This window comes from Helicobacter cetorum MIT 00-7128 (assembly GCF_000259255.1).
GTDB lineage: Bacteria > Campylobacterota > Campylobacteria > Campylobacterales > Helicobacteraceae > Helicobacter > Helicobacter cetorum_B.
The window spans coordinates 1,761,900-1,778,078 of sequence record NC_017737.1; the positions used below are offsets into that span (position 1 = coordinate 1,761,900).

Consider the following 16,179-nt stretch of genomic DNA (forward strand, 5'->3'; position numbering starts at 1 on the left):
ATCCACCATGATGACATTTGTGATTTTTTCAAAGAAAGGATAAGAAGTAGTATTGATTCAACATAAAATGGTGGAAAAGTTAGTTTTAAGTAAAAACATTTCTCAAAAAAAATAATACTCTAAAAGGGATAAAAATATGAAACAATATATAAGAGTCTTAGTAAAATAATGTTGTTTAAATTAATCAACCAAGTGTTAGATAGCACTAAATTTGTTCCCTATCTAAAAGAAGAGATAAAAGGAATTCTGCCAAATTTTAGAGTAAACACCAATACTTCTATGCCCATTAGTATAAGTGAATTTCTAAAAGCTACTAATCAAGTTTATGAAAAAATAGATAAGAAAATACTTGGGGCTTATTACACCCCCAATGATGTTTGTCGTTTTATTATTGAGCAAATGGTGTTAAAAGATAATGATTTATTGCAAAAAAATATCTTAGACCCTACTTGTGGGAATGGGGAATTTTTATTGGCCTATTTTCAATTTATTAAAGAAAACAATTATTTAAAAACAGATAAGCAAATTTTAGAATACTTACATGCAATATATGGAAACGATATTAAAAAAGAAGCTTTAGAAGTCTCTAAAATAAGACTATTGTTTTATACATTTTCTATCTTAAAAAATAAGGAAAATATTAAAGGAGTTGCTAAAATTCTTAATGCCAATTTTTATAATTTTGATGCCATTAATGACTTGAATAAAGTCAATAAATTATTTGATTATATTATTGGTAATCCACCCTATATTGAAGCTAACCAATCAAAAATAGCTCCAAAAGAAAAAATGGGAAATGTGTATACCAATGTGTTAAAAAATTCTATGTTGCTTTTAAAAGAAAATGCTTATCTTTCTTTTGTGATACCGATTTCTTATGCCTCCACACCTAGAATGAAAATTTTAAGAGAACATGTCAAAAATAATAGTGCTAAACAGATTTTATATCATTTTGCTGATAGGCCTAGTTCATTGTTTATAGCACACCAAAAATTAAGCATACTTATTTTAAAAAAAAAGAACCTAGCAAAAAGCATAAAATTTACAGCTCTAAATACTTGTATTGGTATAAAGAAGAAAGAAAGGATTTATTAAGTAATGTTTCAATAGTAGAAGTCAATGACACTTTAGAGTTTATCCCAAAAATTGGCTCACCATTAGAAAAAAATATCTTGCAGAAAATATCTGACAATAACCAAAAAAGCCTTTTAGACTTGCTAAAAAAAGATAAAAACAAAGCTAATCTATTTTTAAGCTCAAGGGCGACTTTTTGGATTAAATGTTTTAGAAAAAATAAAGAAAGCAATGAATATGCCCACTATTATACCAATGAACCTGATTTTATATTTTGCTTATTTAATTCATCATTATTTTTTTGGTATTGGAGTGTCGTTTCTGATGGGTGGCATATCACCAATAAAGAACTTAAATATTTTACTATCAACAAGATAGAATTTACCCCTATTTTTAAAAATTTAGCTAATGAGTTAGAAAGAAAGTTAGAGAAAACAAAAAAATTCATAGGCACTAAGCAAACACAATATGAATACAAGCATAAAGAATGTAAAAAGATTATTGATAAAATAGATGATAATTTAGCCAATATCTACAAACTCAACGATAAAGAAATTAGCTACATTAAAAATTTCGCCTATAATTATAGAATGAGTAAGGGGGCTGTTTGCAACCATTAAAAGTATTAGATTTATTTGCAGGAGTTGGAGGGTTTTCAAAAGGCTTTGAGAATGCAAATTTTAATATTGTTTTAGCAAATGAAATAGATAAAGAGATTGCTTATTCCTATAAGGAAAACCATAAAAATACAATTATGATAGATAGTGATATCAATGATTTTTTAAAGCATTATCACAATCTAGAAACTAAAGACAAAGAGAAATGTAAAGATATTGATGTAATTATTGGGGGTAGTCCTTGTCAAGGTTTTAGCATGGCAGGAGCTAGAATTAGACAAAACAAGCAAGATTGCTTTATTGATGATAAAAGAAATTATCTATTTAGAAAATATTTTGAAGTTATCCAAGCATTTGAACCAAAATTTTTTGTTTTTGAGAATGTTGTTGGATTAGCTAGTATGAATAAGGGAGCGATTTTACAAGAAATAGAAAGCTTATTTTCTAATGGCAATAACTTTAAACAAGGCAAATACTACCTATATAAAAAAGTGTTTGAAGTTAATAAAATTGGTGTGCCTCAAAATAGAAAAAGATTGATTATTTTAGGCTCTAAAACCCCATTTAATGGAGAAGAGATGATAAAAAAAGTTAGGCAAAAAAATTCTAAATTTAATCAATCAAATACTATTAAAGATGCCATTAGTGATTTGGCATTTAAAACAAATAAATTATACATTGACAAACAACAATATCTTAAAAAATCTGCTTCAAACTATCAAAAAGAAATGCGTTTTATGTCAAATGTTATCTATAATCACACCCTTTTTAATCATAAGAAAATTGCCCTAGAAAGAATGCAACACATTAAGCAAGGGCAAAACTACAAAGATTTAAAAGAAAAAGATATGATTAAATCCGTGCATAGTGGAGCTTATGGTCGCTTAGAATACAATAAACAAGCCGTAACGATTACAACTAGATTTGATACCCCATCAGCAGGCAGATTTATACACCCCTTATTTGATAGAACTATTACCATAAGAGAAGCAGCACGATTGCAAAGCTTTAGAGATGATTTTATTTTTTATGGTAGCAAGACCTCTATTTGTAAGCAAATTGGCAATGCAGTGCCACCTTATTTAGGGGAATTTTTAGGTTTAATGATTAAGGAAATTATACATGAATGTAGATAAAAGATTAGATGAAATAAGAAAATTAAAAAAGGGGGGAACATTGGTATATTGTTAAACAAAGCCTTAATTTTAAGGATTTATGTTATGCGACTTTTATTGTAGAGGAATTTCAAAGACATTTAACATTGCATTCTAAAGAAAAAGCTAATGATAATTTTGAATCTTTTTTTGAAACATTAAGCAAAGAGCTACCCATTATTAGCCCTACACATAGAATGACTATTAATAGCTATTATGTAGGATTACCAGAAAGGCAAAGCACCAGTTATAAAGATGCCAAACCATCACAAGTTTATTATCGCATTAAAGAGTTGTGCAAAGGGGATTTTAGTGATACTTCTAGCTATCAACACATTATAGTAGAACAGATAGAAAAGATTTATACCACAAATGAACTAGATGAAAAATCTAAAGACTTAAGAAAAGATTTTGATATTTTACTCGCCTTTTTTCTTTATAAAATTTTATTATTAGTTGGGGATATTACAGGAAGTTATCAAATTTCTAAAGAAGAATTTAGATACTTTGTCGCAAGTGCCAAACAATACAATCTATATTATTATTCTACAAGTATCTCTTTGATTCTAAAATACAGAAACAAAGAATTTGATATACCAAATAAAGATAATTTTACAGATATAAGATTCCATAAACTTTTTGAAAATCTATATTTTTTAGAAAGTAGCTCTGAAAATATAAAAATTAGAGATAATTATATTGATTTAGTGAGACAAAAAGTTGCCGACTATGAGCTAGGAAAAACACAAATTGAAAAGTCTATTCATAACTTAGTCAGCTTAGATACCCCACAAAATACCCATGCTAATATTATTGATTTAAAAGCCCCTATTCAAAAAATCTTTTTTGGAGCGCCCGGCACTGGGAAATCTCATAAGATTAAAGAAATGTTACAAGGTATAAATGAAGAACAAATAGAAAGGGTGCTATTTTATCCCGAATATGATTATCATAGTTTTATAGGGAGTTACAAACCCATAACAAAAGATGACAATATCTGTTATGAATTTGTCCCTCAAGTTTTTACCAATATCTATGTAAAAGCTCTTAAAAATAAAGATAAAGATTATTATTTAGTGATTGAAGAAATTAATCGTGGCAATTGTGCTGAAATTTTTGGAGATATTTTTCAATTATTGGATAGACATTATTCTATTACGCCAAGCAAAGAGTTGCAAGAGTATTTAAAATCACAAAATTTAGGGACTAATCACAAATTAAGTCTACCAAACAATTTACATATTCTAGCTACCATGAATACAAGTGACCAATCCCTATTCCCTATGGATAGCGCCTTTAAAAGGCGTTTTGATTTTGAATATATACCTATTTGCTATGAAGAACACAATGAAAAAGGGCTAAAAAATATGTCTTTTGATTTTGTTGTCAGGCTTAATGAGACAGAGTATTTCAAATGGATTGATTTTATTAAAAAAGTTAATATAAGAATCAAAGCCAATACTAATTTAGGCATGGATAAATGCTTGGGAAATTATTTTATCAAGCCAAAAGATAAGAAAATAGAATTGGAAGATTTTATCCATAAAGTTATATTCTATCTTTATAATGATGTTTTTAAAGATGAGCCTGAAGAAGATTCTATCTTTAAAGACAATACTTCTTATGAAGACTTTTTTCCTATGGCAAGTAACGCTCTAGAAAAACTTAAGGATATTCTTAAGGAATTAGAAGTAGAAATCAGGACTTTTGATAGCGATAATGAAAATACTCATTGAAGAAGAAAATTATCCTTTAAAAGAGCTTGAGAGCCTTTTTAATGATTCTAGTTTTTATACTAAAAATAGCAAGAACAAAGCACAAGCACGAGTTAATTGCGTAGGATATTATTATGCTAATAATCAAGTGGTGTATATATTGCCTAAAGTTTTTATGTTAAATAAAGACACAACTATTTTTAACACCCCCAAAGAAAATCTATTAAACATTTTAAAAGATTTCAAACATGCTAAAGAATATGCAAGTTTGCGCTCTTTGTGTGTATATTTTTATAATAGCTTGAAAGAATTTAGGCGTAGGCATTCTTACTAGAATGTTAGTTTTTGTCTCTAAGTCTCATAGAAAGGGACTTGAAAGACATGGGAAAAACGCTAAAACCTAATTTAGATAAAAATGAGTTAAACACGCTTTATAAAGCAAATCTTACTTATGCTAAGAATACGCATGAGCATTATTTCAAATTTAAAAAAGATTTAGACTACAAACTCTTTAATCCTAGCATTATGCATGAACAAGGCTCTATAAGCTTTGTGGGAGGGCAAGGCGCTAAACGATTACTAGACATTTTATACAAACTCGCATTTAATGCTAAGTCTAATAAGATTGCCCTAGATAGACATTACGCCAAAATGTTTTTGCAAGTTGTCGCAAGAACCTTAAGAAAAAATGTCAACATACTAGAAGAACAAGGCTTAATTGAGACTATTAAGGGGAAACAAAGATACCTGTATGTGTATCTCAAGGACTATAGAGAGTTAGAGGGTTACACTTCAATAGGAGCTAATCAAAAGAACAATATCCCATCGCCCTTTTTCTCACAGATTATGCGTTTCTTAGAAAAGTTTGCCAAAGAAATTGAGAGAGTAAAAATTAACAAGCATGAATGCATTATGCACATTCCTAGCCAAGAGCTTATGCAAAGAGTTAATAATGTTGTTTTAAAATTCACGCCTATTTCTAATCCTAACACCACTTACACCTTATCCTACAAGGATTTAACAAACAAAGACATTCCTTCTAATCTTTGTTTTTATCAAACAGCCATTGTGAAGAAAAATCTCTTAAAGGCTTTAAAAGATAGAGAATGTGTAGGCGAACCTATTAACAACTCACCCAAAGTTTCAAACTACTTTCAAGAGAGCGCTTAGAAATGAAACCAAACAATATTTTGAATATTTGTTTTGATTTGAATGAAAAAACTTTGCAAATTGATTTTTCGCAGACAGACACAGAAACACAGAACAAAATTTTAGAAGAATTGTTTTGAAAAGAATTGTTGCAAGAGAAACTAAAAGGTCATGTTTTTAAAATGCTTGACCCAATAAGTGAAATTTTGTTTCCAAGCCAAAACCAACCATTTACAAAAAAAGGAAGATAATGATTGAATTAACCTTAGACAAAAAGTCCATACAAATTGATGAAGAAGTGCTAGACATTAACGAACATTTAGAAAAGTTTTATTCAAACAAAGAGCAAGATTTAATCGCTCAAACCTTAGAGGGTGAAACAGAAATTTCTTGTAGCTATTTATGGGATAAAGATTTTTCACTATTAGAAAAACATTTAGAGAACAATTTAGGTCATTTTACTTTTGAGAGCGAGTTTGCTCTACTAAAAGACAAAGAGCCTTTAAATTTAGCTCAAATCAAACAAATGGGTGTTTTAAAGGTTCTCACACATCCAATGATACAAACCTTAAAAAATCAAATCATTCATTTAGCGCAAGTTGTCAATGAAGAAAGTTTAGAAAAAGATGAAGAGCTTGTTGTCTATCACTTGGATTTTCATCTCAATCAAAATGCCTACAAGGTGTTAGCTAAATTTTGCGTGATTAAAAAAGAAAGGAACATCGCATGAAAAAATTAAAGCATTTTAGAAAGCTCATTGTCTTTTTAGGATTTTCGCCACTTTTATTACAAGCGGATTTGACAACCTTTTTTAATTCCCTTGAGCAACAACTCCAAAGCCCTACAGGTAAGGGCATTTTAATGATTATTTTCATTGCTGTTGGTATTTTTGTATGGAAAAACCTAGATAGATGGAAAGAAATCTTAATGACAGTTCTAGCTGTTGTTTTAGGAGCGCTGATATTTTTTAAAGCCCCAGCCTTAGCTCAATGGGTAATGAATAGTGTTGGTAACTAAGGCTTATCAATGCAATTAGTTGGTATTTCAGTTTCTAATCTCAAAGAAATCAGTTCCAAAGAAAAATTTCTTTGGCTCAATGCTAAGAGTTTTTTACTCGCTGGATTTGTGCCATTTGTAATGATGCCTTGGTTTGACTTGTTGAACTCTTTTATGCTGTATGCGTGCTTTCTCTTAATTTTTAGCATAGCGGAGTTCTTTGATGAAGATATAAGTGATATTTTAATCGCTCATTCCAAGATTAAAACCAAAGCCAATTCATTTTACGCTTAAAAGGAAAAATATGCAAAAAGAAATCGTAGTAGAAAAACCTAATAGGATAAACATTGCTATAAAACTACAACAAACTATCTCTAAATTACAAGAGAGTGTGGGATTGTTAGAGAAAAATAAGCAATACAATGATGCCTATGCCCTTGTTTGTGGTATCAAAAGCATTGTAGATGATTTTCATAACGATGTAGTTATTCATGTAAGCAATAATTCTAACCCCCCTAAAAGAAAAAGAAAGTCTTCTTAATGCTAGACAATGCCCTTAAATATTGCAAGGAAAAAGCCATAGACCTTTTAGCAGGGTTTGTGCCAAAAACCTATTCTATGGCACAAGAATGCAATATTTTAGGCTTGTATGATGACACTTTTATTATTACTAAGCAAGAAAACTTAGTGGGTATTATGTCTTTACAAGGACTAAGCTATTCTAATTTAATGCAAAAAGACTTAGAGGGGTATTTTGATACTAGAGCTAATGTTCTTAATACTATTAGTAAAGACATTCAATTAAGAATTGTTGCTAAAAGAAGAAAGGAATTTATCAATCAAAGTCCAAACATTGACAACCCTTATGCCAAAGCCATTATCACGCAATTTGAGAGCAAGGAAATCTATAAAACAGAGTATTTTTTAGTGTTTGAAACTATCACTTCTAATGTCAAATCTTTCTTTGAAAAAAAGAAATTAGAAATGACTACTTCAATCAATGAAGAATTAGAAGAAAGCGAGCAAGAGACAGAAAAAGTAGAAGATAAAAGTAAAAAGAGCCATAAAAAAGCTCCCAAAAAGACAACTTTTAGCTCTACCAATAAAAGAGCCTTGCTTATTCAAACCATAGAAAGAGTAAAAAACGCTCTTAAAGAGTTTAAACCCACTCCCTTAAATTCTAAAGAAGTGTTGAATTTCTATGCAGAATATATCAATGGGCAATATATTGCCTTTAATCCTAAATTAAAGCGCTTGAGCGATAGCTATATTGCTAGTAATGTGCATTTTAAAAAAGATTATTTTGTCATTGAATTTCAAAATCAAAATACCTTTTGTGCGTGTGTGGGGATTAAAAACTATGAGAGTGAAGAAATCACATCACTTCCTATTTCTACGCTTTTACACACTCAAATTGAACTAGATTTAATCTTTCATATCCGCTCTTTAGGGCAATTTGAAAGCTTGAATTTTTTAAAAACCAAGAAAAAGCTCACCCTTTCTAAAATAGTAAAAGCTGATATTGATGACTATATAGAATTAGTGCAAGCCAATCGTTTGAGTATGCAAGAGTGTGCTTTAAACTTAGTTTTAAGGGCTAAAAGTAAAGCCAAATTAGACAAGTCTTTAAAAGAGATTTTATCTTTGCTGAATAATGCTGGACTAGGCAGTGTTACAGAAACTATAGGACTAAAACCATCTTATTTTTCATTCTTCCCTAATAATGCCAATATCAACCCTAGAATGAGACATCAAACTTCCCAAGTGATAGCATCTTTAATTTTGTTTGAAAAAAATAATACAGGTTTTAGAGCAAATTCATGGGGGGATATGCCCTTAAGCGTGTTTAAAAATCTAGACCATAGCCCTTATTTGTTTAACTTCCACAATCAAGAAGTTAAACATAAAGGCGTGTTAGCGCATAATATCGCACGAGTGGTAGGACATACCATGATTATTGGAGCAACAGGAGCTGGTAAAACAACACTTATTAGCTATTTGATGATGAGTGCCTTAAAATATTCTAATATTGATATTTTAGCTCTTGATAGATTGAATGGCTTATATTCCTTTACCAAGTATTTTGATGGGGTTTATAATCAAGGCGAAAATTTTTACATTAACCCCTTTTCATTAGAAGATAGTCAAAGCAACAGAGCCTTTTTATTGCATTTTTACGCCCAAATGGCAAAAGTGGATAGTTATGACACCCACAAAGACAAAATGGAAGATAGAAACGCCCTAATGAATGCTATTGACACGATGTATAGGCAATATAATGATGAAGTCAAACAAGCCAAATTTAGCAAGTTAGAACTCCCACTCCCTTATGATTTAAATGAGTTTGTTAATTGTATTGTTAAAACTAATACGGATATTTTAGATAGTAGCTTTGAAGAATATTTAAAATCCCCCTTATTTTCTAGTAGAGCTGATAGCCTAGATTTTAAAGAGCGTATCACTACCATTAACACCGATAGCATTTTGCATAATGATAATGACGCTGGGCTTTTAGCTTATTATGTCTTTCATAAGATGATTGATAGAGCCTTAAAAATCAATCGTGGGTTTTTATGTTTTATTGATGAGTTTAAATCTTACGCACAAAATGAAATGATGAATAAAAAAATCAATGAAATCATCACTCAAGCAAGAAAGGCTAATGGCGTGATTGTTCTAGCCTTACAAGACATTAACCAACTTAGTGAAGTGAGAAACGCTCAAAGCTTTATAAAAAATATGGGGCAATTAATTTTATATCCCCAAAAAAATATTGATACCAAATCCTTAAATGATGAGTTTGGCATTAGATTAAGCGATACTGAAAAACATTTTTTAGAAAACACCGCCGTTAATGAATACAAAGTCTTACTTAAAAACATGAATGATGGCTCATCTAACATTATAGATGTAAGCTTAGGCACACTTGGCAATTACTTACAAATCTTTAGCTCCAATTCTAGCATGGTAGAACATATTGATAATCTCATAAAGCACTACCCTAAAACTTGGCGAGAAATCTTTATTTCTGACAAACACGAAAGCTTTGATGACAAAAAACACTTAAAAAAGGTGCTTAATTAAATGAAAAATATCATGCGTTTAGTTTTTGTAATAGTGGCGATGTTTTTATGTGCATGCTCAGATAAATTCATAGAAATGAAAAAATCCCCTTGTGCATTAAAGGACTTAAACAACTCTTTTTTAAGGGGGGCACATGTCTAATTTGCAAGAGCTTAGAGAGCATTTAAAAGAATTAGAAAATTCCTTTGAGATAGGCTCTTTTACCAAAGAAAATATTAAAGAATATGCTAAATGCTTTTTTATGAGTTTAAGCATGTTTTTAGAAGAACAAGAAAAAAACCAACAAGAAGAGCCTTTAGAACAAGATACTAAAGAAAATCAAGAAGAACTCATTAAAAGCATTCAAACAAGCATTGCCAAAAACCAAGAGCTAGAAAAAATCTCTTTTGAAAAATGGGCTAACAAAGTGCAAGAAAGAGTGTTGCCTGAGTTAGAACGCATTGTTACGCATAAATTGCAAGAAAATATCACATCTAGCATAAACACACAATTAGAAAGTTTTAAAAAAGATGAATTAGATTTAGCAAGCGTATTTGAAATACAAAGAAAAAACACTCAAATTGCTTATAGACTAGCTATAGGCTCACTAATAGGCGTTGTCTCTTTGAGTTTGGCTCTAGTCTTTTTAATGCCTTTAAAACAGACTGAACCTTATTTTGTAGATTTTGCTAATAGTGATAAGCATTTTGCTGTAATTCAAAGAGCTGATACTAAAGTAGATTATGGCGAGGCATTTTTAAGAAATCTTGTAGGCTCTTATATTATGTCTAGAGAAACTATCAATCATATTGATGACAAAATCCGCCTTAATGAAGTCATTAGAGAGCAAAGCTCTGAAGAAGTGTGGAAAACTTTAGAACAATTAGTATCAGGCAAAGGAAGTATCTATTCTAACTCTAATATGGATAGAGAAGTAAAAATTATCAATATTTCTATCTATAAACAAGGCAAACAGCAAAATATCGCTGTAGCAGACATTGTAGCTAAAGTCTTTGATAAAGGCTATTTAATTTCTGAAAAACGCTATAGAGTTTCTTTAATCTATCATTTTAAGCCACTTATTCAATTTGACTATAGCACTATGCCTAAAAATCCTACAGGCTTTATTGTAGATAAATATTCCTTGAGTGAGATTGCTAGTATTAAAGCCCTAGACAAGACTTATAAAAAGATAGAAAGACCCCATTCAAAAATTGAATATAAAAGCCCCAAACAAACTAACGCTCAAAATAAAGAAGAACCTAAAGAAAAGCCTAATAATAAGGGAGAGCAATGATTAGAGCGTTTAGGGGAATTAGTCTCACTTTGTCTTTTTTAACTCCCTTATTAGCAGAAAATAATATTCAAAATTATAGTGAGCCAATGGATTATTCACAAAATCCTACCATACAGCCCTTTAATAATGCGCCCACTAATAATTATAACCAACCACAAAACCCTAATACACAACCCTATGTGCAACAAACAATGCAAAACTATAACACACAATCTTATTCACAACAAACAACGCAAAATCAAAACACCTATCCACAACAACAACCTACTATGCAAAACATACCAAGTGGTAATAACCAATCAAACACTATTATCAACAATACTAAGCAATTCACTAATAACGCTCTTAATAGCACCAAGCAAACTATCAATAATGCCACTAATTATGTTGGTAATCAACTCACTCCAAAACCTAATGATGTGCCTATTAGTGCGTTTAAAAACAATAATCCATTTAACAATAAAGCAGAACCTAATTTACAAAGTAGTGAAACAGAAGAAAATGATGAGAATAACGATAACGCTCTAAAGCCCATGACTAATTTTAACGCTATTCAGACTAATTTCTTTTCTAAAAATCGCTCTATCAAGGATAACGCCCACTTTATCCACTACACCATAGGCGATACTTTTAATGTGCGCCTTAGATATGCTATGACTACTACCTTTATTTTTGATGAACCCATCTCTCAAGTGGTCTTAGGCGATGACATAGGCTTTTCTACTAAAATGCTTGGCGAAGATAAAGAGCATTTGATTTCTAATATCTTACTCATTAAGCCTTTGCAAATTGGCGTAGATAGTAATTTAACTATCATTGGAAAAAGTGGTAAGGTCTATAGCTTTTATGTGTTTTCAACCACTTATACGAGTTCTAAAAACCCTGCCTTAATGGTGTATGTGTCTTCAAAAGAGTATTTTAAAAATTTCACTACCACTAAAAAAGAAACCAACAAAGAAAATAAACCCACTCATAGCACCCCAAACAAAGATATTAAAACAAGCCATAACACCCCTAAAAAGATAGCTCAAACTAAAAACCCTTTAAATGCTAAAGAGCCAACTTCATTTTCAAAAACAAAAAACCCTACTAAAACAGCAATTACACCTACTTCTTCATATCGTTTTAAATCCCCTAGCTATCCACCCAATAACGCTCTAGCTAATTCTAGGAAAGCTTCAGAAAATTTTAGTGTCATTAGCAACAAAACTAAATCAGCAAAAGAGCATAGACATAGCCAAGATGAAATGAAGTATGTGGATTACTCAGCCAAAATCAAAGATGATGGCAAGTTCATCAAAATTGGAGATGAAGTCAATCATATCTATATCAATAAGAAAAAAATGGAATATGGCTATGTCATCATAGATAAGAAAAAGCGTAAATGGTATTGCCTATGGATGTGCAAAAAGGTTGTCAAATCCAAATATAAAGATGATTTACCCACTCAAATTTTTAATGATGAGCAATTTACCTATTTTAAGTTCAACCGCTCTAATGCTAGAAGTAAGTTCCCTGTAGTCTATAAAGTCATAGACGGCTATGATAACCCTGTTAATAGCCGAATAGTAGGCGATTATCTAATTGCTGAAGATGTCTCAAATCAGTGGAATTTAAAGCTTGGTAAAGCCTATCTTTGTATAGAAAAGATAGCAAAGAGAGCAAGATGAATAAATCGTTGCTTAAAAAGATAGGCTTAGGCGCTTTAGGTGCTATTACTTTAATGGCACTAGGCATACTTGCTAATAAAAATCAAAACCAAAATAACCAAGAAGAAATCTTTCAAGTAAGCGAGAGTAAATTCCCACTAAGCGATTATTTCTTTGAAGAAGTCAAAGAAGAACCAAAAGAAAAAGCAAAAGAAACTACGCAAACAACTACACAACAACCTACAACGCAAGCTAATGTTTCAACTAATCCTATTGTCGTGGGTTACAACCCCCTTAATCATAGTCTTAATAATCAAAATAGCACACTTAATCATTTGCAAAATGTTTTACAGCAAAAGCCAAAAGAAAAATCCAAAAAAACAAAGCACACCAAAGAGCAATTAGAGTTTTTAAATACACGCCTTAAACCCCTAGAGCCTTTAAAGAATGCCACTAAGCCAGAGACTGAATATGGTGTGGATAGTTTTACTAATTTGAAGTATAAAGATGTCGGCACTAATGAGCATAAGCTTTTAAGAACTATTACAGCTGATAGAATGATACCAGCTTTTTTAATCACGCCTATTAGCTCTCAAATTGCTGGCAAAGTAACCGCTCAAGTAGAGAGTGATATATTTGCTAATATGGGAAGAGCGGTGCTAATTCCTAAAGGCTCTAAGGTTATAGGTTATTACAACAACAATAACCAAATTGGCGAATACCGCCTAAATATTGCTTGGACTAGAATTATCACCCCTCAAGGCATAAACATTATGCTCACTAATGCAAGGGGAGCTGATGTAAAGGGCTATAATGGTCTAATTGGCAAAGTCATTAAGCGTAATTTTGAACGCTATGGACTTCCTTTACTCACTTCCACACTCTCTAATGGGCTTTTAATAGGCTTAACTTCAGCCCTAGCTAATAGACAAAATAAAGCAGGTGTAGGCAATCCTTTTTTTGGGGATTACTTACTTATGCAACTCACTAGAAATACAGGCATGAGTATCAATCAAGTCATCAATCAAATGTTAAGACAAAACGCTAGACAAAACCCCATTATCATCATTAGAGAGGGGAGCAGAGTGTTTATTAGCCCTAATTTAGACATTTTTATCCCTAAGCCTAAAGATGGGGAAGTTCTAGCAGAGTTTTTTAAGGAGAAAAAACCATTGATTAAAAAACAAAACGAGGAAATTAGCAATGAAGATGAAATCTAATGTTTTAAAAATTTTAATGAGTTTATGTGTAGCTATCTCAACTAGCCATGCTCTTGTCATACAGACTATGCAAGATTGGAATTTAAGAAAAAATAGCGAATTTAAAGCTTTAGTCGTTGTGGGTAATAAGGTGCAAGAAAATACCATTGCTATGGGTAATTACAAAGTTTCTAAAAATAGGGCTAATCTCTCAATTCTTGTAACGCATATTAAAAAGGGTAATGACTATAAGACCTTGCAAAGTCCCCCAAATGCCATTAAAGAAATTAAAGGCAAATTGGTGCTTAAAAAAGGCACTAGGATTGTCTTAGGCGGTGAAAATGATAGCGAGATGTCTAATGCCATAGGGGTGAGCAAAAGTGCGTATGTTTCTAGCAAAAATGGTAAAGGATTTAGTGGGGGCAATGTGGGTGCGTATGCAGGTAGCTATGGAGCAACTCACGCAAATAGTGGCTCTAATGGGTCTTATGGCACAAGCACAAGTGCAAGTAATGGCACTGCATCTGCAAATGATGGAGTTAATGGAACAAGTGGAGTTAATGGGAGCAATGGGTCTAAAGGGGCAAATGGCACTAATGGAAGTAGTGGCTATCAAGGCGTAGGCTCTAATCCATTCCCCCCAATTGCTGGAGGCAATAGTGGCTCTAGTGGCTCTAGTGGGAGTTCTAGCTATAACCCATTTGTTGGAGGCGGAGGTATAGGGGGCATGGGAGGGGGCTTTATTCCTTTCCCTTATTCGCCCGGACTTCAAAATGGTAGTGGCACTAATGGAGCTAATGGAACTAATGGGGCTAATGGAAGTGATGGAGCAAATGGCACTGGAGCGAGTGCGAATGCAGATAGCCATTATACTAATGAATTTTGCACCGCTCCTATTAGAAATGGCAATACAATGAATATAGACATTGTAGATAGAAATGGCTCTTGCTTTAAAATGCAAGCTTTTAGAAACGACAATGTCTGTCAATACAACTACGACTTTGAAAACATGAAAGCCATTAAGCAGACACAATTTTATTTTATCAACAGAGAAAATAAAAGCATTAACATTGGGGGTTGTGTGGATTTATATGGGGAGCAATTTGAGTTTCCTATGTATGAAGACGCCAATAAATGCAAATTAGATACCACTACCAATAAAGGCTATGGAAGTGGCATGGCAAGTTTCTTTCAAACAGAAATCTTGTTTCGTGGATTAGATAACCTTATTCATGTAGCTAAACCTTGCACTGATTTTGCTAGTGTGCAAGAACAATTAGTTAAATATGATAATGACCCAACCACTCGCACCGTTCAAAGAGTGGTTAATCAATACTATATTAATCCTATTACTAAGCAAAAAGTCTTTATTAGTCATGATGTGGTTAGTCCTTTAAAATTTAGCTACCAAACTTATGCATGCGGTAAATGGCAGTTTGATAACGCTAAATTAGAGGCTTATCGCCCCACTCAAATTCGTATCTTTGACACCGTAGCTAATCAATACTACAATGTAACAGGCTGTGATTACACTTCTGATATGGGTAAAGTGCCTAAAATTATCCAACCTTATACCAAAATCAATGTAGAAAGTAGCGTTAAGGGCGAAGATGTAGGCGATTTGGACACTATTAGTGGCTCAAATTATGATTTTCCAGAATATACTACTTTTGAAATTCAAGAAATGTCTTTAAATGCTAGTCAATGGACAACCACTTCTTATTGTGATGATGGCTGGGGTTCTTGGACTAAAACACACAGCTATACAGGCTATTCTCAAGGTAATTTACGCACCCTAGCTAAATGGGTTACACGCTATCAAACTATCAATCAAGGCACTACGATTGAATATATCCGCCCTAGAAATGAGGGCGATAGTGATGCAGTATATGACACTTATAAATATTACTATGTCTCACAAGCTAAAAAAACACTCAAGCGCTTTCCATCCACTATCTATGTGAATACCCCTAATTTAAGCGATGAGTATCGCAAAAATTTTGAACTCACTATTTTAAGCCAAAAGCTTAATCTCAATAATGGTGTTAAACAGCTCATTAACACACAAGATTTTACCAATTGGCAAGCGACTTATTATCGCCCTAATGGTAATGGCAATCTTTGCATGGGCTATAACTTTAGCTCTGGAAATGCTTGGAAATCTAGCGATAAAGGCAAATATTGCTCATGGGCGCAAACGCCTAATGCTAATTATTCATGCGCTTCACACAACAATTGGGTTGTCCCCAACAATAATTAAGAAAGG

Annotated in this window: 16 protein-coding genes; all 16 read left to right on the top strand. The window is 32.1% G+C overall.

Annotated elements, in window-relative coordinates; genetic code table 11:
* The first annotated feature begins 168 nt into the window (after nt 1–168).
* Nucleotides 169–1,095 carry an Eco57I restriction-modification methylase domain-containing protein gene (locus HCW_RS08085; RefSeq protein ID WP_014661727.1) on the top strand — a complete coding sequence of 309 codons (927 nt, stop codon included), beginning with the start codon at nt 169–171 and terminating at the stop codon, nt 1,093–1,095.
* Nucleotides 1,059–1,694 carry a hypothetical protein gene (locus tag HCW_RS08090; protein ID WP_014661728.1) on the top strand — a complete coding sequence of 212 codons (636 nt, stop codon included), beginning with the start codon at nt 1,059–1,061 and terminating at the stop codon, nt 1,692–1,694. The genes HCW_RS08085 and HCW_RS08090 overlap by 37 nt, the downstream gene beginning before the upstream one ends.
* The gene (locus HCW_RS08095; RefSeq protein ID WP_014661729.1) at nt 1,682–2,827 is read left to right on the top strand and encodes a DNA cytosine methyltransferase; all 1,146 of its coding nucleotides are present in this window, start codon (nt 1,682–1,684) and stop codon (nt 2,825–2,827) included. The genes HCW_RS08090 and HCW_RS08095 overlap by 13 nt, the downstream gene beginning before the upstream one ends.
* A gap of 125 nt (nt 2,828–2,952) precedes the next feature.
* Nucleotides 2,953–4,581 (top strand): McrB family protein, encoded by a 1,629-nt coding sequence (locus tag HCW_RS09155; RefSeq protein WP_014661730.1) that lies wholly within the window; start codon nt 2,953–2,955, stop codon nt 4,579–4,581.
* Nucleotides 4,565–4,894 carry a hypothetical protein gene (locus HCW_RS08105; RefSeq protein ID WP_014661731.1) on the top strand — a complete coding sequence of 110 codons (330 nt, stop codon included), beginning with the start codon at nt 4,565–4,567 and terminating at the stop codon, nt 4,892–4,894. The genes HCW_RS09155 and HCW_RS08105 overlap by 17 nt, the downstream gene beginning before the upstream one ends.
* 47 nt (nt 4,895–4,941) lie before the next feature.
* On the top strand, nt 4,942–5,730 hold the full coding sequence (locus HCW_RS08110; RefSeq protein ID WP_014661732.1) for a hypothetical protein: 789 nt from the start codon (nt 4,942–4,944) through the stop codon (nt 5,728–5,730).
* A 229-nt stretch (nt 5,731–5,959) separates the two neighbouring features.
* Complete coding sequence (locus HCW_RS08120) at nt 5,960–6,439, top strand: hypothetical protein (protein WP_014661733.1); 480 nt, start codon at nt 5,960–5,962, stop codon at nt 6,437–6,439.
* Complete coding sequence (locus HCW_RS08125) at nt 6,436–6,726, top strand: TrbC/VirB2 family protein (protein WP_014661734.1); 291 nt, start codon at nt 6,436–6,438, stop codon at nt 6,724–6,726. Before HCW_RS08120 ends, HCW_RS08125 begins: the two co-directional genes overlap by 4 nt.
* A gap of 9 nt (nt 6,727–6,735) precedes the next feature.
* Nucleotides 6,736–6,999: a hypothetical protein gene (locus HCW_RS08130; protein WP_014661735.1), complete on the top strand. Its 264-nt coding sequence runs from the start codon at nt 6,736–6,738 to the stop codon at nt 6,997–6,999.
* A gap of 10 nt (nt 7,000–7,009) precedes the next feature.
* Nucleotides 7,010–7,246 carry a hypothetical protein gene (locus tag HCW_RS08135; protein WP_014661736.1) on the top strand — a complete coding sequence of 79 codons (237 nt, stop codon included), beginning with the start codon at nt 7,010–7,012 and terminating at the stop codon, nt 7,244–7,246.
* Nucleotides 7,246–9,789 (top strand): VirB4 family type IV secretion/conjugal transfer ATPase, encoded by a 2,544-nt coding sequence (locus tag HCW_RS08140; RefSeq protein WP_014661737.1) that lies wholly within the window; start codon nt 7,246–7,248, stop codon nt 9,787–9,789. Before HCW_RS08135 ends, HCW_RS08140 begins: the two co-directional genes overlap by 1 nt.
* Nucleotides 9,790–9,930 (top strand): hypothetical protein, encoded by a 141-nt coding sequence (locus tag HCW_RS10050; protein ID WP_014661738.1) that lies wholly within the window; start codon nt 9,790–9,792, stop codon nt 9,928–9,930.
* Nucleotides 9,923–11,065: a VirB8/TrbF family protein gene (locus HCW_RS08150; RefSeq protein WP_014661739.1), complete on the top strand. Its 1,143-nt coding sequence runs from the start codon at nt 9,923–9,925 to the stop codon at nt 11,063–11,065. The genes HCW_RS10050 and HCW_RS08150 overlap by 8 nt, the downstream gene beginning before the upstream one ends.
* Nucleotides 11,062–12,735, top strand: a complete 1,674-nt coding sequence (locus tag HCW_RS08155) for a TrbG/VirB9 family P-type conjugative transfer protein (protein WP_014661740.1) — start codon at nt 11,062–11,064, stop codon at nt 12,733–12,735. Before HCW_RS08150 ends, HCW_RS08155 begins: the two co-directional genes overlap by 4 nt.
* On the top strand, nt 12,732–13,934 hold the full coding sequence (locus tag HCW_RS08160; protein WP_014661741.1) for a DNA type IV secretion system protein ComB10: 1,203 nt from the start codon (nt 12,732–12,734) through the stop codon (nt 13,932–13,934). The genes HCW_RS08155 and HCW_RS08160 overlap by 4 nt, the downstream gene beginning before the upstream one ends.
* Nucleotides 13,918–16,173, top strand: coding sequence for a hypothetical protein (locus HCW_RS08165; protein ID WP_014661742.1), 2,256 nt, complete (start codon nt 13,918–13,920; stop codon nt 16,171–16,173). The genes HCW_RS08160 and HCW_RS08165 overlap by 17 nt, the downstream gene beginning before the upstream one ends.
* The last annotated feature ends 6 nt before the right edge of the window (nt 16,174–16,179 follow it).

What these genes read in the sequence shown, in the direction of transcription:
- HCW_RS08085 (WP_014661727.1), top strand. Translation starts at nt 169, where the DNA reads ATGTTGTTTAAATTAATCAACCAAGTGTTAGATAGCACTAAATTTGTT.
- HCW_RS08105 (WP_014661731.1), top strand. Translation starts at nt 4,565, where the DNA reads ATGAAAATACTCATTGAAGAAGAAAATTATCCTTTAAAAGAGCTTGAG.
- HCW_RS08110 (WP_014661732.1), top strand. Translation starts at nt 4,942, where the DNA reads ATGGGAAAAACGCTAAAACCTAATTTAGATAAAAATGAGTTAAACACG.
- HCW_RS08120 (WP_014661733.1), top strand. Translation starts at nt 5,960, where the DNA reads ATGATTGAATTAACCTTAGACAAAAAGTCCATACAAATTGATGAAGAA.
- HCW_RS08125 (WP_014661734.1), top strand. Translation starts at nt 6,436, where the DNA reads ATGAAAAAATTAAAGCATTTTAGAAAGCTCATTGTCTTTTTAGGATTT.
- HCW_RS08130 (WP_014661735.1), top strand. Translation starts at nt 6,736, where the DNA reads ATGCAATTAGTTGGTATTTCAGTTTCTAATCTCAAAGAAATCAGTTCC.
- HCW_RS08135 (WP_014661736.1), top strand. Translation starts at nt 7,010, where the DNA reads ATGCAAAAAGAAATCGTAGTAGAAAAACCTAATAGGATAAACATTGCT.
- HCW_RS08140 (WP_014661737.1), top strand. Translation starts at nt 7,246, where the DNA reads ATGCTAGACAATGCCCTTAAATATTGCAAGGAAAAAGCCATAGACCTT.
- HCW_RS10050 (WP_014661738.1), top strand. Translation starts at nt 9,790, where the DNA reads ATGAAAAATATCATGCGTTTAGTTTTTGTAATAGTGGCGATGTTTTTA.
- HCW_RS08150 (WP_014661739.1), top strand. Translation starts at nt 9,923, where the DNA reads ATGTCTAATTTGCAAGAGCTTAGAGAGCATTTAAAAGAATTAGAAAAT.
- HCW_RS08155 (WP_014661740.1), top strand. Translation starts at nt 11,062, where the DNA reads ATGATTAGAGCGTTTAGGGGAATTAGTCTCACTTTGTCTTTTTTAACT.
- HCW_RS08160 (WP_014661741.1), top strand. Translation starts at nt 12,732, where the DNA reads ATGAATAAATCGTTGCTTAAAAAGATAGGCTTAGGCGCTTTAGGTGCT.
- HCW_RS08165 (WP_014661742.1), top strand. Translation starts at nt 13,918, where the DNA reads ATGAAGATGAAATCTAATGTTTTAAAAATTTTAATGAGTTTATGTGTA.